The 20,862-nt window shown below is 69.7% G+C and carries 16 protein-coding genes and 5 tRNA genes; 12 read left to right on the top strand and 9 right to left on the bottom strand.

The features are described 5' to 3' along the window. The first annotated feature begins 8 nt into the window (after nucleotides 1–8). From ACWD4G_RS13020 to ACWD4G_RS13030, 3 genes are all read left to right on the top strand, one after another. Nucleotides 9–2,441 (top strand): polysaccharide lyase 8 family protein, encoded by a 2,433-nt coding sequence (locus ACWD4G_RS13020; protein WP_451292758.1) that lies wholly within the window; start codon nucleotides 9–11, stop codon nucleotides 2,439–2,441. A gap of 162 nt (nucleotides 2,442–2,603) precedes the next feature. Next, nucleotides 2,604–4,199 (top strand): acyl-CoA carboxylase subunit beta, encoded by a 1,596-nt coding sequence (locus tag ACWD4G_RS13025; protein WP_451292759.1) that lies wholly within the window; start codon nucleotides 2,604–2,606, stop codon nucleotides 4,197–4,199. A gap of 57 nt (nucleotides 4,200–4,256) precedes the next feature. After that, entirely contained in the window at nucleotides 4,257–4,448 is a 192-nt protein-coding gene (locus ACWD4G_RS13030; protein ID WP_451292760.1) for an acyl-CoA carboxylase epsilon subunit, read from the top strand. A 385-nt stretch (nucleotides 4,449–4,833) separates the two neighbouring features. Here the strand turns inward: ACWD4G_RS13030 and ACWD4G_RS13035 are convergent, their stop codons facing one another. The 8 genes from ACWD4G_RS13035 to ACWD4G_RS13070 form a co-directional block, all read right to left on the bottom strand. Then, a complete protein-coding gene (locus ACWD4G_RS13035) occupies nucleotides 4,834–5,415 on the bottom strand; it encodes a GTP-binding protein (RefSeq protein ID WP_009314218.1) in 582 nt (193 codons plus the stop codon). Next, the gene (locus tag ACWD4G_RS13040) at nucleotides 5,396–5,965 is read right to left on the bottom strand and encodes a DUF742 domain-containing protein (protein ID WP_451292761.1); all 570 of its coding nucleotides are present in this window, start codon (nucleotides 5,963–5,965) and stop codon (nucleotides 5,396–5,398) included. Before ACWD4G_RS13040 ends, ACWD4G_RS13035 begins: the two co-directional genes overlap by 20 nt. A 97-nt stretch (nucleotides 5,966–6,062) precedes the next feature. Then, nucleotides 6,063–6,476, bottom strand: a complete 414-nt coding sequence (locus ACWD4G_RS13045; protein WP_067239279.1) for a roadblock/LC7 domain-containing protein — start codon at nucleotides 6,474–6,476, stop codon at nucleotides 6,063–6,065. A gap of 10 nt (nucleotides 6,477–6,486) precedes the next feature. Further along, nucleotides 6,487–9,726 carry a nitrate- and nitrite sensing domain-containing protein gene (locus ACWD4G_RS13050; RefSeq protein ID WP_451292762.1) on the bottom strand — a complete coding sequence of 1,080 codons (3,240 nt, stop codon included), beginning with the start codon at nucleotides 9,724–9,726 and terminating at the stop codon, nucleotides 6,487–6,489. A 396-nt stretch (nucleotides 9,727–10,122) separates the two neighbouring features. Next, nucleotides 10,123–10,698, bottom strand: a complete 576-nt coding sequence (locus ACWD4G_RS13055; protein WP_451292763.1) for a GTP-binding protein — start codon at nucleotides 10,696–10,698, stop codon at nucleotides 10,123–10,125. Beyond that, the gene (locus ACWD4G_RS13060) at nucleotides 10,679–11,077 is read right to left on the bottom strand and encodes a DUF742 domain-containing protein (protein WP_009314205.1); all 399 of its coding nucleotides are present in this window, start codon (nucleotides 11,075–11,077) and stop codon (nucleotides 10,679–10,681) included. The genes ACWD4G_RS13055 and ACWD4G_RS13060 overlap by 20 nt, the downstream gene beginning before the upstream one ends. 111 nt (nucleotides 11,078–11,188) lie before the next feature. Continuing rightward, entirely contained in the window at nucleotides 11,189–11,602 is a 414-nt protein-coding gene (locus tag ACWD4G_RS13065; protein WP_003973453.1) for a roadblock/LC7 domain-containing protein, read from the bottom strand. 9 nt (nucleotides 11,603–11,611) lie between these two features. Continuing rightward, on the bottom strand, nucleotides 11,612–15,736 hold the full coding sequence (locus ACWD4G_RS13070; protein WP_451292764.1) for a nitrate- and nitrite sensing domain-containing protein: 4,125 nt from the start codon (nucleotides 15,734–15,736) through the stop codon (nucleotides 11,612–11,614). Nucleotides 15,737–16,352: 616 nt separating this feature from the next. On the opposite strand from ACWD4G_RS13070, the gene ACWD4G_RS13075 reads away from it, so the two are divergent. The 3 genes from ACWD4G_RS13075 (at nucleotide 16,353) to gltX (ending at nucleotide 19,078) form a co-directional block, all read left to right on the top strand. After that, nucleotides 16,353–16,517: a hypothetical protein gene (locus ACWD4G_RS13075; protein ID WP_451292943.1), complete on the top strand. Its 165-nt coding sequence runs from the start codon at nucleotides 16,353–16,355 to the stop codon at nucleotides 16,515–16,517. Between the two features lie 304 nt (nucleotides 16,518–16,821). After that, nucleotides 16,822–17,607, top strand: coding sequence for a fumarylacetoacetate hydrolase family protein (locus ACWD4G_RS13080; RefSeq protein WP_451292765.1), 786 nt, complete (start codon nucleotides 16,822–16,824; stop codon nucleotides 17,605–17,607). Then, nucleotides 17,600–19,078: a glutamate--tRNA ligase gene (gene gltX, locus ACWD4G_RS13085; RefSeq protein ID WP_451292766.1), complete on the top strand. Its 1,479-nt coding sequence runs from the start codon at nucleotides 17,600–17,602 to the stop codon at nucleotides 19,076–19,078. The genes ACWD4G_RS13080 and gltX overlap by 8 nt, the downstream gene beginning before the upstream one ends. A 58-nt stretch (nucleotides 19,079–19,136) precedes the next feature. On the opposite strand, the gene ACWD4G_RS13090 is transcribed toward gltX, so the two are convergent. Beyond that, nucleotides 19,137–19,421 (bottom strand): hypothetical protein, encoded by a 285-nt coding sequence (locus ACWD4G_RS13090; RefSeq protein WP_451292767.1) that lies wholly within the window; start codon nucleotides 19,419–19,421, stop codon nucleotides 19,137–19,139. An 87-nt stretch (nucleotides 19,422–19,508) separates the two neighbouring features. Here ACWD4G_RS13090 and ACWD4G_RS13095 point away from each other — a divergent pair, with 87 nt between their 5' ends. The 6 genes from ACWD4G_RS13095 (at nucleotide 19,509) to ACWD4G_RS13120 (ending at nucleotide 20,830) form a co-directional block, all read left to right on the top strand. After that, the gene (locus tag ACWD4G_RS13095) at nucleotides 19,509–20,240 is read left to right on the top strand and encodes an HAD family hydrolase (protein WP_451292768.1); all 732 of its coding nucleotides are present in this window, start codon (nucleotides 19,509–19,511) and stop codon (nucleotides 20,238–20,240) included. A 92-nt stretch (nucleotides 20,241–20,332) separates the two neighbouring features. Beyond that, nucleotides 20,333–20,404, top strand: a tRNA-Gln gene (locus tag ACWD4G_RS13100). 58 nt (nucleotides 20,405–20,462) lie between these two features. Further along, nucleotides 20,463–20,535 (top strand) — tRNA-Glu (locus ACWD4G_RS13105). A gap of 29 nt (nucleotides 20,536–20,564) precedes the next feature. Next, a tRNA-Glu gene (locus tag ACWD4G_RS13110) sits at nucleotides 20,565–20,637 on the top strand. A gap of 20 nt (nucleotides 20,638–20,657) precedes the next feature. Then, nucleotides 20,658–20,729 (top strand) — tRNA-Gln (locus ACWD4G_RS13115). A 28-nt stretch (nucleotides 20,730–20,757) separates the two neighbouring features. After that, a tRNA-Glu gene (locus ACWD4G_RS13120) sits at nucleotides 20,758–20,830 on the top strand. The last annotated feature ends 32 nt before the right edge of the window (nucleotides 20,831–20,862 follow it).

Consider the following 20,862-nt stretch of genomic DNA (forward strand, 5'->3'; position numbering starts at 1 on the left):
TACACGGCATGGGCATGATTCCCACCCGCCGTACCTTCCTGCGGCTCGCCGCGACCCTGGCGGCCCCCGCCCACCCGGCCACCACCCCTGCGGCCCTCGACAACGCGACCCCCTCCGACGCGGCCCCCTCCGACGAGTACGACACCCTCCGCCACCGCTGGCTCACCCTCTCCCTCGGCACCGGCTACGACCCGAACGCCGAGCCCTACGCCTCCCGCCTCCGCGAGACCGGCGACCTCGCCCGGCGCTTCCGCGCGACCATGGCCCCCACCGCCCGTTCCCTCTGGCCGGACCAGCCCTACGACCCTCCGGCCGGCATCACCCGCAGCTACAGCCGCCTCTGGACCATGACCCAGGCGTACACCCGACCCGGCACGGGAGCGACCACCGACCCCGCCCTCCTCGCCGACGTCCTGCGCGGCCTCGACCACCTCTCCACCACCGTCTACAACCCCTCCACCACCCGCTACGGCAACTGGTGGGAGTGGCAGATCGGCAGCCCCCGCCTGCTCATGGACATCGTCGCCGCGCTGTACGACGAACTGACACCCGCCCAAAGGGACGACGCCTGCGCCGCCATCGACCACTTCATCCCCGACTCCCTCCTCCGCGACTACACCGGTACCTCCACCGGCGCCAACCGCGTCGACCTCTGCCGGTCCGTCGCCCTGCGCGGCATCCTCGGCCGCACCCCGCAGAAGATCGCCCTCGCCCGCGACGCCCTCTCGCCCGTCTTCCCGTACGTCACCCAGGGCGACGGGCTGTACGCCGACGGCTCGTTCGTCCAGCACACCTGGGTCGCCTACTCGGGGACGTACGGCCAGGTCCTCCTCGACGGGCTCGGGCGTCTCTTCGCACTGCTCGCCGAATCCACCTGGGACGTCACCGACCCCGGCCGACAGATCGTCCTCGACAGCGTGGAACGCGCCTACGCGCCCCTCATCCACGACGGCCTCGTCATGGACAGCGTCAACGGCCGTGCCATTAGCCGGGGTCACCTGAAGAGCGACGACCGGCACGTCCTGCGGAGCGACCACTTCCACGGCCAGGGGATCATCGCCGCGATCGCGCTGCTGGCCCTCGGGGCCTCCACCGCCGAACGGGAGCGTTGGTACGGGCGCGTCAAGGGGTGGATCGAACGTGACACGGTGACACCGATCCTGACCGCCCCGCGGTTCGAGGTCGCCGACCTCGCCCGGCTGCACACCGTCGCCGCCTCCCCGGTGCCCGCCGCCCCCGAACCCGTCGGCCACCACCTCTTCGCGGCCATGGACCGCGCTGTCCACCGCCGCCCGGGCTTCACCGTCACCATCGCCATGGCCTCCGACCGCATCGCCCACTACGAGTGCGGCAACGGCGAGAACCCGCGCGGCTGGCACACCGGCGCCGGGATGACCCTGTGGTGGGCCGAGGGCCTGGGCGGCCGGGCCGATCGGGCCGATCAATACACAGACTGGTACTGGCCCACCGTCGACTGGTACCGCCTCCCCGGAACCACCGTCTCCACCAAGCCGCTCGCCGACCGCGAGGGCGGCGAATGGGGCGCCCCGAAGCCCGCCGTGCGCTGGGTCGGCGGCACGACCGACGGCGAGTACGCGGCCATCGGCCAACACCTCAAGGGCCTCGGCTCCACCCTTGAGGCCCGCAAGTCCTGGTTCTGCGTGGCGGACTGCGTGATCTGCCTCGGCGCCGGGATCAGCTGCGCGGACGGGGTACCGGTGGAGACGGTCGTCGACAGCCGGAACCTCGGCGAGAACGGTACGCAAGCCTTCGTACGTGGCCCCGGCTGGGCCCACCTCGAAGGCCACGGCGGCTGGGCCTTCCCGACAACCGGCACGGCCGACCCCAGCCCCGCCACCGAAGCCACCGCGGCCCGTGGGCTGCGCACCCTCCGCGAGGACCGCACCGGAGCCTGGGCCGACATCAACACGGGCGGCACCACCGAACGCCGTACCCGTCGCCGGCAGACCCTCTGGCTGGATCACGGCACCGACCCGAGCGACGCCTCGTACCTCTATGTCCTGATGCCGGGAGCGTCCCGCGAGGCCGTGGCGAGACGGGCCGCCGACCACCGCTGGTTGTCGGTCCTCGCCAACGACGCCACCCGCCAGGCGATCGCCGTCCCCTCCCTCGGCCTGACCGCCGCGAACTTCTGGCGGGCCGGTACGGCGGGCCCCGTCACCGCCTCCGCCGGAGCGAGCGTGCTGGTCCGCCGCCACGGCCGTACCGCTACCCTCTGTGTGAGCGAACCGCCGCGCACGGGAAGGCCGATCGAGATCATTTACGAGGGGCCGTTCCGCTCGGTGCTCCGGGCCGACGACACCGTCGAGGTGCTGGAGACGACAGCCGGCCGCAGGCACGGGCGTCGGCGACTGCGGCTGCGCGTGACCCCGGGCACGGCCTGCGCGACCCACACCTGTGAACTGCTCCTCGCCGGATAGTCACCCACCGGCTTTGTGCGACCCCTACAAGCCGCACACCCCCTGAGCAGTCGGTTCTCCCGTATGCCGGGCCGGTTCTGTTCAGGGGCACCAGGAAAACACGCCGGAGACTGTACGGAGTCGACGGGCCGGTTTTCTCGCTCGGCTTCGTATGGTCGCTACATGACCGTTTTGGATGAGGCGCCGGGTGACACCACGGGCGAGCCGACCGACGCGCGCGGGCGCGTGGCCGAACTGCACGAGATCCGTGCCCAGGCACTGGCCGGCCCCAGCGAGAAGGCGACCGAGGCGCAGCACGCCAAGGGCAAGCTGACCTCCCGGGAGCGCATCGAGCTGCTGCTGGACCCGGGCTCCTTCAACGAGGTCGAACAGCTGCGCAGGCACCGGGCCACCGGGTTCGGCCTGGAGGCCAAGAAGCCGTACACCGACGGTGTCGTCACCGGTTGGGGCACGGTGGAGGGCCGTACGGTCTTCGTCTACGCCCATGACTTCCGGATCTTCGGCGGCGCCCTCGGCGAGGCCCACGCCACCAAGATCCACAAGATCATGGACATGGCCATCGCGGCCGGCGCCCCCCTGGTCTCGCTGAACGACGGCGCGGGCGCCCGTATCCAGGAGGGTGTCTCGGCCCTCGCCGGCTACGGCGGCATCTTCCAGCGCAACACCAGGGCGAGCGGCGTCATCCCGCAGATCAGCGTGATGCTGGGCCCGTGCGCGGGCGGCGCGGCTTATTCGCCCGCGCTCACGGACTTCGTCTTCATGGTTCGCGAAACGTCCCAGATGTTCATCACCGGCCCGGACGTCGTCAAGGCGGTCACCGGCGAGGAGATCACCCAGAACGGCCTGGGCGGCGCGGACGTCCACGCGGAGACGAGCGGCGTCTGCCACTTCGCGTACGACGACGAGGAGACCTGCATCGCGGAGGTGCGCTACCTCCTGTCGATGCTCCCGCAGAACAACCGCGAGAACCCCCCGCGCGTGGAGCCCACGGACGCGGCGGACCGGCGCGGCGACGTCCTGCTCGACCTGGTCCCGGCCGACGGCAACCGGCCCTACGACATGGTCAAGGTCATCGAGGAGATCGTCGACGACGGCGACTACCTGGAGGTCCACGAGCGCTGGGCCCGCAACATCATCTGCGCGCTGGCCCGGCTCGACGGCCAGGTCGTCGGCATCGTCGCCAACCAGCCGCAGACCCTGGCCGGTGTCCTGGACATCGAGGCCAGCGAGAAGGCGGCCCGCTTCGTACAGATGTGCGACGCCTTCAATATCCCGATCATCACTCTTCTGGACGTACCCGGCTTCCTCCCTGGTGTAGACCAGGAGCACGGTGGAATCATCCGCCACGGCGCGAAGCTCCTCTACTCCTACTGCAACGCGACCGTGCCCCGGATCTCCCTGATCCTGCGCAAGGCGTACGGAGGTGCCTACATCGTCATGGACAGCCAGTCCATCGGTGCCGACCTCACCTACGCGTGGCCCACCAACGAGATCGCCGTGATGGGCGCCGAGGGTGCCGCCAACGTCATCTTCCGGCGCCAGATCGCCGACGCCGAGGACTCCGAGGCGATGCGGGTCCGGATGGTCAAGGAGTACAAGGCCGAGCTGATGCACCCGTACTACGCGGCCGAGCGGGGCCTCGTGGACGACGTGATCGACCCGGCCGACACCCGCTCGGTCCTCATCCGCTCCCTGGCCATGCTCCACACCAAGCACGCCGATCTGCCCTCCCGCAAGCACGGCAACCCGCCGCAGTAACCCAGCGGATCACTCGCGGTACCCCTGCGGAAACCTAGTCCCTGGAGACTGACACCCATGAACGTTCCTGACATCCGTGTCGAGAAGGGCCACGCCGAGCCCGAGGAAGTCGCCGCCATCACGGCCCTCCTCCTCGCCCGCGCCGCCGCCCGCCCCGCCGAGACCCCGGCCCACCGGGGCCGCGCGAAGGCCGGCTGGCGCCGCCTGGAGCGCGAGCCGGGTTTCCGGGCACCGCACAGCTGGCGGTAAGCCTGCGGCGCTGAACCGCACGAAGGGGCTCCTCTTTGGCAGAGGGGCCCCTTCGTTGTTGTCAGGCTTGGGTTCGGCGCCGTAGGGGTTTGTGCGGTCTGCCGCCTACCGGTCCGTCGTGGCTGGTCGCGCAGTTCCCCGCGCCCCTGAAAAGCAGGGGCTGCGCCCCGTGCTTTTCGGCCCGCAGGGCCGTTGTCTTTCGGCCCGCAGGGCCGTTGTCTTTCGGCCCGCAGGGCCGGTTCTTTTAGGGGCGCGGGGAACTGCGCGAGCAACCACGACGCACCCGCAGTCAGCGAACCTCATGCACCCCCACGGCGCTTGGCGCATCGAAAGGGGCCCCTCCACCAAAGAGGGGCCCCTTTCATTCCGGCTGAGCGCCGCAGGCCTACCGCAGGCGGGCCATCAGCGCATGCTCGACCAGCGTGATGAGCGCCGACTTCGCATCGGCCCGATGCCGCGCGTCCGTCGTGATGATCGGCGTGTCGGGGCCGATCTGCAGGGCCTCCCGGACCTCGTCCGGGTTGTACGGCTGCTGCCCGTCGAAGCCGTTCAACGCGATCACGAACGGAAGCCCGCTGTTCTCGAAGTAGTCGACGGCGGGGAAGCAGTCGGCGAGCCGGCGGGTGTCGACGAGCACGATCGCGCCGATCGCGCCGCGCACCAGGTCGTCCCACATGAACCAGAAGCGGTCCTGACCGGGCGTACCGAAGAGGTACAGGATCAGGTCCTGGTCGAGGGTGATACGGCCGAAGTCCATGGCGACCGTCGTGGTCGTCTTGTCCCCCGTGTGGGTGAGGTCGTCGATGCCCGCGGAAGCGGACGTCATGACGGCCTCGGTACGCAGCGGGTTGATCTCCGAGACGGCCCCGACGAACGTGGTCTTGCCCACGCCGAAGCCACCCGCCACCACGATCTTCGCTGAGGTGGTGGAGCGGGAAGGACCGCCGCTAGAGCTTGCGAAGTCCACTGAGCACCCTTTCGAGCAGTGTCACGTCTGGCTGGCCACCGGCGTTCTCGTCGCCGCCGGGCTGATGGATGGCGACCAGGCCCGCCTCCGCCAAGTCGGCGACGAGAATCCTGGCCACGCCGAGGGGGATGGTCAGCAGCGCGGAGATTTCGGCTACCGACTTGATCTCTCGGCAGAGGTTGCAGATCCGCTGATGCTCGGGCAGTTGGCCCTGCATCTGGTGCGGCTGCGCGGTGGTGTGCACCAGCGCCTCGATGGCGAGCTGGTAGCGCGGCCTGGTGCGGCCGCCCGTCATGGCGTACGGGCGCACCAGGGGATTGCTCGCCGCCCCGGCGGGCGACGGCTCGGGGGTGCGTCGCTGGGGCTGCACGGGCTGGATACGCGGCGCCGGCGGCTGGTCGTACGGCGAAGGGCCGGGGCCCTGCGGCACATACGGCTGCTGACGGCTCGGTGCGGAGGGGAAGTTGTACCGGTTCTGGTCACCCTGGCCCGGCCCCTGGCCAGGGTAGGACCAGTTGCCCGACGATGAACCGCCTGGGGGTGTTGCCACGTTCTCTCCTCCTCCGACTGTGCTGGCATCCAGGCTCATTGGAAGCCGCGTCCCGAAACCTTACGGCCCCGGGACGCCAAAACGCACCGTCTGACTGTTAGTTGAGCAGGCTGCCCTGGAGCTCCGCACGAAGATCGGGCGTAAGGACCGTACCGGCACGGTCGACCAGAAGGGCCATCTCGTACCCGATGAGGCCGATGTCGGCTTCCGGATGTGCGAGAACGGCGAGGGAGGAACCATCGGAAATGGACATGATGAAGAGGAATCCCCGCTCCATCTCCACAACCGTCTGATTCACGGCGCCACCCTCGAAGATGCGGGAGGCACCCGCGGTCAGAGAGGTAAGACCCGACGCGACGGCCGCCAGCTGGTCGGCTCGGTCACGCGGAAACCCTTCGGACATCGCCAGAAGGAGTCCGTCGGCGGAGACCACCACCGTGTGGGACACCCCGGGGGTGTTGTCCACGAAGTTGGTGATCAACCAGTTCAGGTTCTGTGCCGCCTGGCTCATCGGGCTCACACTAACGCTCCTGGTTGTAGGTGCTGTCAGGACCACTGTGTTGACTCCTAGTGGCCTGGCCGTTCGTTTCACTGCCTGCGTTGCGTCCCCTCTGGACCCCTCGGCGCAGGTTGCTCAGCCTGCCCCGGACGTCCTCGGGAGCGCGGGAGATCTGTGGACCTCCCTGCGGGGTCGTCTGCGCGGAACCCTCGACCAAGTTGGCCTTGGGCACCCGCCGCGGCAGACCGGAGGAGGTGACCCCGCCTGCCTTCGGCTTCTTCAGCTGGGACGCCTGCTGCCAGCGCTCGTCGTTCGCCGAGCGCCAGTCGGTCCCCGTGCCCGTGGCCGCCGGCTGTTGATCCTGAGCCACGTGCTGCCGTCCGTTGACGCCGGCCGAGGGGCCGCCCTGGGCCGCGGTGGCTCCGCGGCGGGGCAGGCCCGCGTCGGTCAGCGCGTGGCCGGCGGAGGGGGTGGGTCCTGGACGGTCGAAGCCTACGCGGTCCGGCTCCTTCACGTCAGCGGCCTGCGAAGATTCCGGTTCCGGAGCGTACTCGGAGCGGTAGGAGCTCTGGTAGTCCTGCTGCTGCGGCCAGTCGTCCTGATAGGACTGCTCTTCGAAGCCCGAGTAGGTCTCCGGGGCCGACGGCAGTGGTGTCTCGGCGGTCGGCTCCGCATACGAGGGCTCGGGGTAACCGCCGGTAGCGCCGAAGGTGTCGTTCCCGCCCTGCGGAGCGCCGCTGCCGTTGGGCGAGGTGCCGTTGGACCCGAAGTACGCCTCGTCGTACGACGGCTGCCGAGGCTCCTGGTACGCCGTCTGCTGGTCGAAGGACCGCTGCGGGTCGACGAAGCCCGTCGCCTCGTTGCCGTAGGACGGCTCGGGCGCCTGGAAGTCGTCGCCGTAGCGAGGGGCCTCGATCGAGGGCTGCTGGGCGGTCTGGCCGTGCGCCTGGGCCTCCAGGGCCGCACGGCGCTCCTCACGCATCAGGGAGCGGCCCACCGGGTCCAGCTCGCGGATGTCGTTGGGTATCTCGTAGCGGCTGTCGTCGAAGCCCAGCTCGGCGGCGGTCCGCATGGGCGGTATGCCCTGCTGCGGCTGGAAGGAGTGCTGCTCCGGGATGATCTGGGAGACCGTGAACTCCTCGCCCTGCGGCTGCTGCTGGTCGCCACCGCCACCATGGGTGATGACGTCCGGGAGCATGACCAGCGAGGTCGTACCGGCCTGCTCGCCCGAGGGGCGCAGCTGGACGCGGATGCCGTGGCGGTCGGACAGCCGGCCGACCACGAACAGGCCCATGCGCTGCGAGATCGCGGCGTCCACGGTCGGCGGGTTGGCCAGCTTGTGGTTGATGTCCGCGAAGTCCTCGGCGGTGAGGCCGATGCCCTTGTCGTGGATCTCGATCATCACGCGGCCGTCGGGGAGACGGGTGGCGGTGACGCGCACCTTCGTCTGGGGTGAGGAGAACGTGGTGGCGTTCTCAAGCAGCTCGGCGAGCAGGTGCACGAGGTCGGTCACGGCGCGGCCGTGGATCTCGGCCTCCGGGACGCCGGAGAGTTCGATGCGCTCGTACTGCTCCACCTCGGACGAGGCGGCGCGCAGCACGTCGATCAGCGGGACGGGCTGGTCCCAGCGGCGGCCGGGCTCCTCGCCGGCGAGGACGAGGAGGTTCTCGCCGTTGCGGCGCATACGGGTGGCCAGGTGGTCCAGCTTGAAGAGGTTCTCCAGCTGGTCCGGGTCGGCCTCGTTGTTCTCCAGGTCGGTGATCAGGGTCAGCTGGCCCTCGATCAGCGACTGGTTGCGGCGCGAGAGGTTGGTGAAGATCGCGTTGATGTTGCCCCGCAGGAGGGCCTGTTCGGCGGCGAGCCGGACGGCCTCGCGGTGGACCTGGTCGAAGGCGCGGGCGACCTCGCCGATCTCGTCGGTCGAGTTGATCGGGATCGGCGCCACCCGGGTGTCGACCCGGCCGGGGTCGGTGCGCGAGAGCTGGTCGACCAGCATCGGCAGCCGCTGCTCGGCGATACCGAAGGCGGCGTTGCGCAGCTGGCGCATCGAGCGGCTCATCTGGCGGGCCATGATCCCGGCGATGATGAACGCGGCGAGCAGGGCGACCACGACGATCGCGCCGTTGATGTAGGCGTCGCGCTGGGCGTCGGAGGCGATCGTGCCGGCCTCGTCCACCGCGCGGTTGATCAGCTCGGTCTCGACCTCGCTGTAGCCCTGGAACTTCAGGGTGGAGGCGGCCATCCAGGTGGAGGCGTCGATGCCCTGGGTCGCGAGCTGCTCGGGCGTGGCACCGCTGCCGATCGCCTCGATCATCTTGGTCATCTCGGGCGGGGCGACGAACTCCTTGCCCTGCGCCTTGGCCGTGGCGGCCGCCTCGGTGACCTTCTTCTCGCCCTCCTGGGTCTTCGCCTCCATCACCTGCTGGAGCCGGGCGGCGTCCGCCTCGGTACCACCGGAGACGTACTCCTGGATGGCGACGTTCTCCAGGTAGGCGTAGGAGGTGAAGGCGGTGACCTGGCGGCGGAAGGTGGCCTCGTCGTCGCTGGGCCGCACCAGCAGGTGCATGCCGATGGCGCGCTGCAGCGAGGCGGCGCCCTTGGCGAGCGCGATGGCGTAGACGGTACGGCCGTAGGCGGTGACGTTGCCGGTGCCGAGGCCGAGTTCGTTGGAGAACTCCATCAGGTAGTGCTCGACGGCGACGTAGCCCTCTTCGGTCTGGGTCGGGTCGGCGGCGCGCGTGTACGCGGCCTCGCGGACCTCCTCCAGCTTGGGCTCGGCCTCCTCGACGAGGCGCAGTCGGCGCTCCAGGCCCTGTCCGGAGGGCATTCCCTCGACGGCGGCGTGGAACTCGTCGGCCTTCTCGTCGGTGAAGGCGCGGGCGTCCTTGACGGCCTCGTTGTCCCGGTCGCCCTTCAACAGGGGCTCGGCGGAGAGGTCACGTTCGTTGAGGAGCGCCTCGGCGTAGACGGCCGCGGCGGCGACGATCTTGGCGACCTTCTCGGCGTCCCGTGCTTCCTGCCAGGTGTCGATGGAGCTCTTGACCTGGAAGCCGCCCATGACGAGGCCGACCAGCACGGGTATGAGGAGGATCGCGTTCAGACGGGTGGGCACCCGCCAGTTGCGGGGGGAGATACGACTGCCGCTGGGCGCGGGAGCGGCCGTCGGCTCCGGTCCGGTCACTTGTGCGGGTGCCGCTCCGCGCGGCGGCGGGGTGAAGTTGCCCCGGGCCTGCGCCTCGGGACTTTTCTTGCTTCGCCTCACTCGACCAACAACCTCTCGGCGCCGGCACCTACGCGTGCCGCGGGTGACTCCACGCCCTAGTACGTCTTTGACTAATGGGCAGTTCAGGCATTCCAGCACGTCACGTTGCGAGGTTCCAAACACCGGGAAGCAACGATTCCGCGTGATGTAAGTCCCAGATAAAACGGTCATACAGAGCGAGCCCCGTCAAATGGCGGGGCCAATGTGAGCGCAGCGGCACCGATCGACCGCGACGCGTGGTCGTACCACCCTATTTCTCTGTCGAAACGTTATGAACACCGAGGCCGACCGTGTCAAAGGACACAGCCGGCTTCGGTGTATCTACGACAACTGCCGTATGGCGTTGTGGACTTGAGTCTGATTTGCGTCCTGATTACGTACTTGGGTCCCTACGCCCTAGCGCAGCCGTGCCATGAGGGCGTGTTCGACGAGGGTGATGAGTGCGCTCTTGGCGTCCGCGCGGTGGCGGGCGTCGGTGGTGATGATCGGGGTGTCGGGGCCGATCTGCAGGGCCTCGCGCACCTCGTCGGGGGTGTAGGGCTGGTGTCCCTCGAAGCCGTTGAGGGCGATCACGAACGGCAGGCCGCTGTTCTCGAAGTAGTCGACGGCGGGGAAGCAGTCGGCGAGCCGGCGGGTGTCGACGAGGACGATCGCGCCGATCGCGCCGCGCACCAGGTCGTCCCACATGAACCAGAAGCGGTCCTGACCGGGCGTACCGAAGAGGTACAGGATCAGGTCCTGGTCGAGGGTGATACGGCCGAAGTCCATGGCGACCGTGGTGGTCGTCTTGTCCCCGGTGTGCGTCAGGTCGTCGATGCCGGCCGACGCGGACGTCATCACGGCCTCGGTACGCAGCGGGTTGATCTCCGAGACGGCCCCGACGAACGTGGTCTTGCCCACGCCGAAGCCACCCGCCACCACGATCTTCGCCGAGGTGGTGGCCCGCCCCGGTTCAGAGCTTGCGAAGTCCACTGAGCACCCTTTCGAGCAGGGTCACGTCCGGCGCTCCACCGGCGTTCTCGTCGCCACCGGGCTGGTGGATCGCGACGAGTCCGGCCTCCGCGAGGTCCGCGACAAGAATCCGTGCCACACCGAGCGGCATGGAGAGCAGGGCCGACACCTCGGCCACCGACTTCACCTCGTGGCACAGATGGCAGATCCGCTGGTGCTCGGGGAGCAGCCCCATCAGATGCGCGGGGTCTGCCGTCGTGCTGATCAGCGCCTCAAGGGCGAGCTGGTAACGCGGCCGCGTCCGGCCACCGGTCATGGCGTACGGCCGAACCAGTGGCTGGTCGCCCTCGTCTCCGTACGGCTCTGCGTACGGATCGTGAGGAGCGGTGGGCGGGGTCATGGTTCCTCCGAGCGGGACAGCAAGTCGGTCAGTCGTGCCATCTGACGGGGGCCGGTGGGGGGACTGTGACGGCCGGACGGTGATTTGGTGAGGTCTGTGGCTTCGTAGGCGTCAGTGGAGCAGACTGCCTTGGAGTTCGGCGCGCAGGTCGGGCGTGAGTACGGCGCCCGCGCGGTCCACGAGCAATGCCATCTCGTAGCCGACCAGGCCGATGTCGCACTCGGGGTGCGCCAGGACGGCCAGCGAGGAACCGTCCGACACGGACATCAGGAAGAGGAAGCCGCGCTCCATCTCCACCACCGTCTGGGCCACGTTGCCACCCTCGAAGATCCGGGAGGCCCCGGCCGTGAGGGAGGTCAGCCCGGAGGCGACGGCGGCGAGCTGGTCGGCACGGTCGCGCGGGAACCCTTCCGACATCGCCAGAAGGAGACCGTCGGCGGACACGACGACGGTGTGGGACACCCCGGGGGTGTTGTCCACGAAGTTGGTGATCAACCAGTTGAGATTCTGTGCCGCCTGGCTCATCTGGCTCAACTAACGCTCCTGCTGGTGAGTGGGGCTCGGGAAGCTGCCGGTCTGGCCGGTACCGGTACCGGCCTGTCGACCCTGCGCGATGCCCCGACGGAGATTGGTCAGCCGGCCGCGTACGTCGTCAGGCGAACGCGAGACCTGCGGACCGGTTTGGTGCTGTTGCTGCTGAGCCGTACCCGGCACGAGGTTCGCGCGCGGGACCCGGCGCGGCAGGCCGGAGGTGGTGACTCCACCCGCCGAGGGGCGGCGGGCGCGTTCGGCCTGGCGGACCAGGTCGTCATTGGGGGTGTTGCGCCAGCCCGACGAACCCGGGGCGCCCGGGGCGGCCGACGCGGGCGCGACCGGAGCCTCCTGGCGCTGGGACGCCGACCCCGTCGGACCGGTCGAACCCGCCGACTCGTACGAGCCGCCGAGCCTCGGTGCCGCCGGAGCCTGGGGCGTCTGGGCGGGCCGCGGCGGCAGACCGCCGCCCGTGGACGCCCGGTCGGACCGGTCGCCCTGCCCGTTGTGCCCGGCCTCCCCGTTCTGGGGGCCCTGGCCGTGGAACCAGTTGGTCTCCAGCGTGTCGTACAGCGGCGTACGGCCGTCGCCCGGACCCGGGGCCGGCGGCAGCGCCCACCCGTCTCCCGGCCCCCGCCCCTCATCGGGCCGCTGCGCGGCGCCCCTGTTGTCGGGCTCCTGGCCACGCGCGGGACGCTGCGGGGGCACCGGCGGACGCTGCGGCGGCACCGGAGGCCGGGGGGCGCCGAAGCTCTCGCCGTTCACCTGCGGACGCTCGAACTGCCCGGTGTCCTGCGGGCTCTGCCGACCGGGCACCTCGAACTGTCCGGTGCTCCGGCCGTTCGCCCGGCCCGGCACCGGGAACTGGCCGGTGTCCTGCGAGCCCTGCCGATCCGGGACCGGGAACTGTCCGCTGTCCTGCGAGCCCTGCCGGCCCGGGATCGGGAACTGTCCGCTGTCCTGCGAGTTCTGCCGGCCCTGGACCGGGAACTGACCCGAGTCCTCGGGGCTCTGCCGACCCGGCGCCGGGAACTGGCCCGTGCCGGAGCCGTCGTAGCCCACCGTGGCGAACTGCCCGGTGGACGAGGGGTCCTGGGCACCGCCGAGAGCGGGGCCGCCGGAGGCGCCGAACACATCGGAGCGTACGAACGAGCCGGTGCCGTTGTCCTGTCCGGCACCCGCGCCGGAGCGCTGGGAGTCGAAGCCGGAACGCGGCGGCGCAGGGAAGTCCGGGGTGGACGCCGGGCCCTGGCCGGGCTCGACCCGGGGCATCGGCGCGGTGATGTCCGGCTGCTCGTCATGACCGCGCGGGGCGTCCAGCGAGGCACGCGGCACCGGCGGCTGGGCGTTCTCGTCGCTCCAGCTCGGACGGCCCTGGCCCTGGGAAGCGCCGCCGGGCAGCTCGGCACGCGGACCACCGCGCCCGGGCAGCTGCGGACGACGCCTGCCGGAACGTTCCTTGCCCTGCTTCGGCGGCACGGCACCCGGGCCGCTGTCGCCGCCGCCCTGCCGGGCCGCACCCGCGTCACCGAAGCCGCCGCCCGGGCGCTGACCCGGACCGCCGTCGCCGAAGCCGCCCCGGAGCCCGGAGTCGCTGAAGTTCTCGAAGCCGCCGGGACCACCGGTGCCGGCCGCCTGCAGACCCTGCGGGGCACCCGGGGCCTGACCGCCGCCGAACATCCCGGCACCGGCCGGAGCCGGACGGCCGCCCTGCGGCGGAGGACCACCCTGCGGCCCACGCGGACCGCCGGGGCCACCCGGACCGCCGGGGTTGCCCGGCAGCGCGGCCCGAGGACCCTGACCGGCGCCGACCTGACCGCGCTGCGGCGGACCGCCGAGCAGACCGCCACCGGCGGGGCCGGCGCCGAGCGGCGGACCCGACTGAGCGGCCTGACGGCGCGCGGCGGCGGCACCGGCCGCGGCCTGCGCGGCGGCCGGACCACCGGCGCTCGGGGCGCCCTGGCCGGGCTTGCCCGGGGTGGGCTTCTTGTTGCCCTGCGCGACATCGACGGGAAGCATGACGAGCGCGGTCGTACCGCCGGAGTCGGACGGCCGCAGCTGGATGCGGATGCCGTGCCGCTGCGAGAGCCGGCCGACCACGAAGAGGCCCATACGGCGGGAGACCGACACGTCCACGGTGGGCGGCGAGGCGAGCCGCTCGTTGATCGCGGCGAGGTCCTCGGGGGACAGACCGATACCGGTGTCGTGGATCTCGATCAGCACCCGCCCGTCGGGCAGCGCGTGACCGGTGACCTTGACCTTGGTCTGCGGGGAGGAGAACGAGGTGGCGTTCTCCAGCAGCTCGGCGAGCAGGTGCACGAGGTCGTTGACGACCCGGCCGGCGACCTCGGTGCCGGGCACGGACGCCAGCTCGATGCGCTCGTACTGCTCCACCTCGGACGCGGCGGCACGGAGCACGTCGACCAGCGGGACCGGACGGGTCCAGCGTCGGCCGGGCTCCTCACCCGCGAGGACGAGGAGGTTCTCACCGTTACGGCGCATACGTGTCGCGAGGTGGTCCAGCTTGAACAGCGAGGACAGCTGGTCCGGGTCGGCCTCGCGGGACTCCAGTTCGGAGATGAGCGAGAGCTGACGCTGGATGAGACCCTGCGAGCGGCGCGAGAGGTTGGTGAACATCGCGTTGACGTTGCCCCGGAGGAGGGCCTGCTCGGCGGCGAGGCGGACCGCCTCGCGGTGCACGTCGTCGAAGGCCGCGGCCACCTGGCCGATCTCGTCCCGGGAGTGCACACCGACCGACTCGACGGAGGTGTCGACGTCCTGCGGGTCCGACTCCGACAGCTGCTTGACCAGCTCGGGCAGCCGGTCCTGGGCGACCTTGGTCGCGGTGTCCTGGAGGCGCCGCAGCGAGCGGATCATGGACCGGGCCACGACGAACGCGCCGACCAGGGAGACACCGAGGACCAGCAGGATCAGCGCACCGGAGATGATCGCTTCCTGCTCGGACTCGCTGCGGAGCTGACGAGCGGTCTGCTCCATCTCCTCAAGCAGCGTGCCCTCGATCTTCTTCATCTGCTCGATCTTGGCGGACGAGTCGTCGACCCAGTCCTGGTACGAGCGCTTGTCCTGCGAGCGCAGACCGCCCGCGCTGTCGAGCACCCGGCCCGCGTAGAGGTCGGAGGCCTCGATGATCGGGCTGGCGTCGTCGATCGGCTTGGTCAGGTCCTCGGCGCCGGAGCCGTAGATGTCGGAGAAGGTGTTCCGGTCCGACTCCTCGTTGGACAGCGCCGAGCTGGCGTAGAGCCGGTCGTTCTCGGAGAGGTCGCCGAAGTCGTTCTTGTTCTCGGGCAGGGCCGCCGCGATGACCGCGCGCTGGATCGAGGCGTACTCCTTGGCGGACGAGAACGCCGCCAGCGCACGGGTGCGCTTGATCATGTCCGGGTTGCTGGTGGCCTCGGCCATGTCCGTGGAGAGGTCCAGCAGCTGTTCGATCAGCCGGTGGTACGCCTCGACGGTCTGTGTGGAGTTGCGCTGGTCCTCGTAGGCGCTGTTGCGGATGTTGTTGAGGTTGAGCAGCTCGCGCGCGACGCGGACGAGACTGTCGCGGACGCCGGGCAGCTTGTCCGTGGTGTTGGCGTTGTCGGCTTCCTGGGTCGCGTCGAGGAATTGGACGCGGGCCTGGTCCGTCTTCTGCCGGGCGCCCTTGACCGTGAGGTCGGTGGCGCTCGCGTTGTGGGCGAGGGGACCGGCGGACAGGTCGCGCTCGCGCTGGAGCGCGTCGGCGAGCTCGGTCGCCTGCTTGGTCATGTCGGTCAGCAGCCGCATGTTGTCGAGCTGCTGGATGTCGTCCACGTTGTCGCCGATGCGCAGGGCGCCCAGCGAGGTCGCCGCCACCACGGGGAGGGCGAGCAGCGAGACGAGACGGGTCGAGATGCGCCAGTTGCGCAGGGCTATTCGGGAACCGGAGCCACCGGACTTGTTGCCGCCCTTGGGCTTGCCGGGCGGTGTGGGAGGAGCGGACGCGCCGGTGCGCCCGGAGCGCTCACCGCCGTCGCCGATCTCCGCCGGACCCGGGTTCTGGGCGTGCTGGGGGGAGGAACCGTTACCGGCCCCGTTGTGTGGCTCCGGCTCCGCCGAAGCGCTGCCATCCCTCTTGAAACGTCCCTGCACTAGCGTCGCAACCTCTGGACCAGGCGCCTCGCCGTGTGAACGGAGAGGCGGTGTCGGCGTGTTGGGGGCGCCCTGAATTACGTCCCCTGTGTTGTGGTCGTGAGTGACCGGCGCTGGCTCCCCCTTCCACCGCCGCCCGGCGCTGCTTTGCGCCTCTGCGCGCCGGCACGATCCCTGCGGCGGTCCGTGGAATTCCAGCACAGTGCCGGATCTCCCAACAAGGCCAATGGGTAACGGTCTGTTCACTGTGACAACGCGTGAGGTGAGGGTCACCCGACGTGGAGGTCATTTCCGCCCGCAACGGGCATACCCCTACGAGCCCTTGAGGTGAAGGCGGTGTCCCAGTCGCCATGATCAGGGGCGGAATGCAGGCTTCAGTTGCCCAATGTCCGTTTCGCCTGGGTGGGTTCAGAATCCGGAATGCCCGGTTTGCCTGGGGCTGGGTGAGCAAACTCACACACCCATCAAGCCTTCTTCACGTCTTGACCCGGGAATCGGATGTTTAGCCTGACGCTTTACAGGGATGGCGAATCCGACAACCCGCGCTTGTGGGACGGCCCTTGCGGCCCACCCGGCGCCCGCACCCGACGAGGGTTTAACGACTGTGAAGACGACGATGTTCCGCAAGATAGCCAACCCCCGGCGCACCACGCTGGCCCACCTCGCCGACGCGGAGGACCTGCGCGTGCCGGAGCAGGAGCACTCGATCGACCTCCCCTCCCAGACCGCCAACCCGCGCCGGACCGTCCTGATGACGGTGCCCGCCCAGGCGGCGGAGTAGTTGCACGCTCAAGTACGCGGCGAATCCGGGAACCGCTCAAGCGGAATCCTGTGAAGATGCGGCGGATTCCTGTGAGGACGCAGCCGAAGGGCGCCCGGTACGACGACCGGGCGCCCTTCCTCGTACGTACGCCGCTCACGCGGGGGTGGCCGTGCGCACCCCCGCGCTTGCGCCGGCCGCCGGGGGCCCGCGCCCGATTAATGCGCGAGGTGGCCGCCCCTCCCCGCGCTAGCCTGGAGCCTCAGACTCCAGCCGATCGATCACTCACTCAAGCGATCACTCAGTTAAGGGGCGCAAGCATCCCGTGCGCATCGCCAGATTCTCCATCGACGGGAACGTCGCCTTCGGCGCGGTCGAGGGCGACAGGCCGGACGAGCTCGTCCTCGACATCATCAAGGGCATTCCGTTCGCGGACTTCCAGCTCTCCGGCACGAAGGTCCCGCTCAGCAAGGTCAGGCTGCTGCCGCCGGTGCTCCCCAACAAGGTCGTGGCCTTCGGCCGCAACTACGCCGAGCACGCCCGCGAACTCGGCAACGAGGTGCCCGACGCCCCGTTCGCCTTCTTCAAGCCCGCCACCTCGGTGATCGGCCCCGGCGACGAGATCCAGTACCCGTCCTTCTCCGAGGACCTCCACCACGAGGCCGAGCTGGCCGTGGTCATCGGCCGGATGTGCCGCGAGGTCCCGCGTGAGCGCGTCAAGGACGTGATCTTCGGCTACACCTGCGCCAACGACCTCACCGCCCGTGACGTCCAGAAGCGCGAGAAGCAGTGGGCCCGGGCCAAGGGCTTCGACACCTCCTGCCCGCTGGGCCCCTGGGTCGAGACGGACCTCGATCTCGAAGCCGCCTCCGACCTGACCATCCAGCTCACGGTCAACGGCCAGCAGCGCCAGCTCGGCCGCACCAGCGAGATGATCCACTCCATCGAGGATCTGATCGTCAACATCACCGAGGCCATGACCCTGCTCCCCGGCGACGTCATCCTCACGGGCACCCCGGCAGGGGTCGGCCCCCTCAACGTCGGCGACGAGGTCGCCGTCACCATCGAAGGCATCGGCACTCTCACCAACAAGGTGATCAAGCGTGGCTAACGCGACCCCCGTCCGCGTACGTTTCTGTCCGTCCCCGACCGGCAACCCCCATGTGGGCCTGGTCCGTACGGCCCTGTTCAACTGGGCGTTCGCCCGCCACACCGGCGGCACGTTCGTCTTCCGCATCGAGGACACCGACGCGGCCCGTGACTCCGAGGAGTCCTACGAGCAGCTCCTGGACTCCCTGCGCTGGCTGGGCTTCACCTGGGACGAGGGCCCCGAGGTCGGCGGCCCGCACGCGCCGTACCGCCAGTCGCAGCGCATGGAGACGTACAAGGAGGTCGCCCAGAAGCTCCTGGACGCCGGTCGCGCGTACCACTGCTACTGCACCGCCTCGGAGCTGGAGGAGCGCCGCGACGCCGCCCGCGCCGCCGGCCGGCCCTCCGGCTACGACGGCAAGTGCCGCGAGGTCACGCCCGAGCAGCTGGCCCGGTACGAGGCCGAGGGCCGCGAGTCGATCGTCCGCTTCCGGATGCCCGACGAGACGATCACCTTCACGGACCTGGTCCGCGGCGAGCTGACCTTCACCCCGGAGAACGTCCCGGACTACGGCATCGTCCGCGCCAACGGCGCCCCCCTCTACACGCTCGTCAACCCCGTCGACGACGCGCTGATGGAGATCACCCATGTCCTGCGCGGCGAGGACCTGCTCTCCTCGACGCCCCGCCAGATCGCCCTTTACAAGGCGCTGATCGAGCTGGGCGTCGCCAAGCAGGTCCCCTCCTTCGGGCATCTGCCGTACGTCATGGGCGAGGGCAACAAGAAGCTCTCCAAGCGAGACCCGCAGTCGTCCCTGAACCTCTACCGCGAACAGGGCTTCCTCCCCGAGGGCCTGCTCAACTACCTCTCCCTGCTGGGCTGGTCGCTCTCCGCGGACAAGGACATCTTCACGATCGAGGAGATGGTCGCCGCCTTCGACATCGCCGATGTGAACCCCAACCCGGCCCGCTTCGACCTGAAGAAGTGCGAGGCGATCAACGCCGATCACATCCGCCTGCTGGATGTGAAGGAGTTCACCGAGCGCTGCGCCCCCTGGCTGAAGGCCCCCTTCGCCCCCTGGGCCCCGGAGGACTTCGACGAGTCGAAGTGGCACGCGATCGCCCCGCACGCCCAGACCCGTTTGAAGGTCCTCTCCGAAATCACCGACAACGTCGACTTCCTCTTCCTCGCCGAGCCGGTCGAGGACGAGGCGAGCTGGGCGAAGGCCATGAAGGAGGGCAGCGACGCGCTCCTGCGCACGGCCCGCGAAAAGCTGGAGTCCGCCGACTGGGCCTCGCCGGAGTCCCTGAAGGAGGCCGTCCTCGCCGCCGGCGAGACCCACGGCCTCAAGCTCGGCAAGGCCCAGGCCCCCGTCCGGGTCGCCGTCACCGGCCGCACAGTCGGCCTCCCCCTCTTCGAGTCCCTGGAAGTCCTGGGCAAGGAGAAGACCCTGTCCCGCATCGACGCGGCACTGGCGAAGCTGGCGGCGTAACGGCCGCAGATGGGGAAGGGGCGCACCCGGATCACCGGGTGCGCCCCTTCCCCATGTTTCAGACGGCGTCGTTCTCGTCGATCAGGTAGTGGCTCTCATCGAAGATCTCCAGCACGACGATCACCATGACCGCTCCGGCCACGACGTACTCCAGCATCACGCCAGGCGCCACATACGCCTTCCGCAGATGCTCGTCCGGGCCCAACTGGGCGGTCGAGGTCTTCCGGAACGGGTCACGGGCCAGTATGCGCACGGCCCTGTCCAACTGGGCTCGCCGCTCTCCGGGCAGGGCGTCGTAAGTCGCGCGGGCCTCGACGGTGAACTGGACGTGGTACTCGGCCATGGCTCTGACTCGCTCTTTCACTCGGCGGTCCCACCACGTTAAGGCATCCGCACTACGCCGCGCCCAATTCCTGGTTACGGTCATCCCATGAACATCAAGGCCGTGGTCTGGGACGTCGACGACACCCTCTTCGATTACTCCACGGCCGACCGGGCCGGGATGCGGGACCATCTGACCGCCGAGGGCCTGCTCGACGGCTACGCGTCCGTGGAGCGGGCGATCGAGCGCTGGCGGGAGCTCACCGGCCTGCACTGGCGGCGGTACGCGGCGGGCGAGGGCACCTGGGAGGCCACCCGGCGGGACCGGGTGCGGGACTTCCACGGCGCCCCACTGACCGACGCGGAGGCCGACGCCTGGTTCGAGCGGTACATCGTCCACTACGAGCGCGCCTGGGCCCTCTTCCCGGACGTCCTGCCCGTCCTGGACACCCTCGCCACCAGCCACCGGCACGCGATCCTCTCCAACTCCAGCCTCCCCGTCCAGGAACGCAAACTGCGCGCCCTCGGCGTCTGGGACCGCTTCGAGACGGTGCTCTGCGCCGAGCAACTGGGCGTCCACAAGCCGGCCGCCGAAGCCTTCCACGCCGCCTGCGAGGCCCTCACCCTGCCGCCCCACGAGGTCGCGTACGTCGGCGACCACCCGGAGATCGACGGACAGGGCGCCGCCGACGCCGGACTGCTGTCCGTGTGGATCGATCGCGAAGGCGGCACGGCGACCGTCGAACCCCCGGCCGGGCGGCACCGCATCGCAACCCTCGCCGAACTCCCCGCGATCCTCGGCTCGGATACCCGTTTTGGAGCGCCGTCCACCTTCGGGTAATGTTCTTCCTGCGCCGAGGGAAGCGGGCTGGAAGGCCGGAAGATCCAAAGCGTAAAACTAGAACAAGATCCCCGCAGGGGCTTGCGTTCCAGTGGCCTATGGTGTAATTGGCAGCACGACTGATTCTGGTTCAGTTAGTCTTGGTTCGAGTCCAGGTAGGCCAGCTCGTAGATGCTTTGAATTCAACAGAGCATCTGCAGTCGCGGAGATCCAGTCCGCAAAGCCCCCGTTGTGTAGCGGCCTAGCACGCTGCCCTCTCAAGGCAGTAGCGCCGGTTCGAATCCGGTCGGGGGTACTGATCTCGATCAACTCGGGATCGCTAGGGCCCCCGTTGTGTAGCGGCCTAGCACGCCGCCCTCTCAAGGCGGTAGCGCCGGTTCGAATCCGGTCGGGGGTACTGACTGGTCTAAACCACATTGGTCTATGGTGTAATTGGCAGCACGACTGATTCTGGTTCAGTTAGTCTTGGTTCGAGTCCAGGTAGACCAGCTCGGGCCTGCGGAAACGCAGTGTCCACGCCCCCGTTGTGTAGCGGCCTAGCACGCCGCCCTCTCAAGGCGGTAGCGCCGGTTCGAATCCGGTCGGGGGTACGCACAAGGAAGGCCCTCCACTTCGGTGGAGG

The organism is Streptomyces sp. NPDC002643, assembly GCF_053592555.1.

Coding starts and splice junctions, on each gene's coding strand:
- ACWD4G_RS13020 (WP_451292758.1), top strand. CDS start 9: ATGGGCATGATTCCCACCCGCCGTACCTTCCTGCGGCTCGCCGCGACC.
- ACWD4G_RS13025 (WP_451292759.1), top strand. CDS start 2,604: ATGACCGTTTTGGATGAGGCGCCGGGTGACACCACGGGCGAGCCGACC.
- ACWD4G_RS13030 (WP_451292760.1), top strand. CDS start 4,257: ATGAACGTTCCTGACATCCGTGTCGAGAAGGGCCACGCCGAGCCCGAG.
- ACWD4G_RS13045 (WP_067239279.1), bottom strand. CDS start 6,476: ATGAGCCAGGCGGCACAGAACCTGAACTGGTTGATCACCAACTTCGTG.
- ACWD4G_RS13060 (WP_009314205.1), bottom strand. CDS start 11,077: ATGACCCCGCCCACCGCTCCTCACGATCCGTACGCAGAGCCGTACGGA.
- ACWD4G_RS13065 (WP_003973453.1), bottom strand. CDS start 11,602: ATGAGCCAGGCGGCACAGAATCTCAACTGGTTGATCACCAACTTCGTG.
- ACWD4G_RS13075 (WP_451292943.1), top strand. CDS start 16,353: ATGTTCCGCAAGATAGCCAACCCCCGGCGCACCACGCTGGCCCACCTC.
- ACWD4G_RS13090 (WP_451292767.1), bottom strand. CDS start 19,421: ATGGCCGAGTACCACGTCCAGTTCACCGTCGAGGCCCGCGCGACTTAC.
- ACWD4G_RS13095 (WP_451292768.1), top strand. CDS start 19,509: ATGAACATCAAGGCCGTGGTCTGGGACGTCGACGACACCCTCTTCGAT.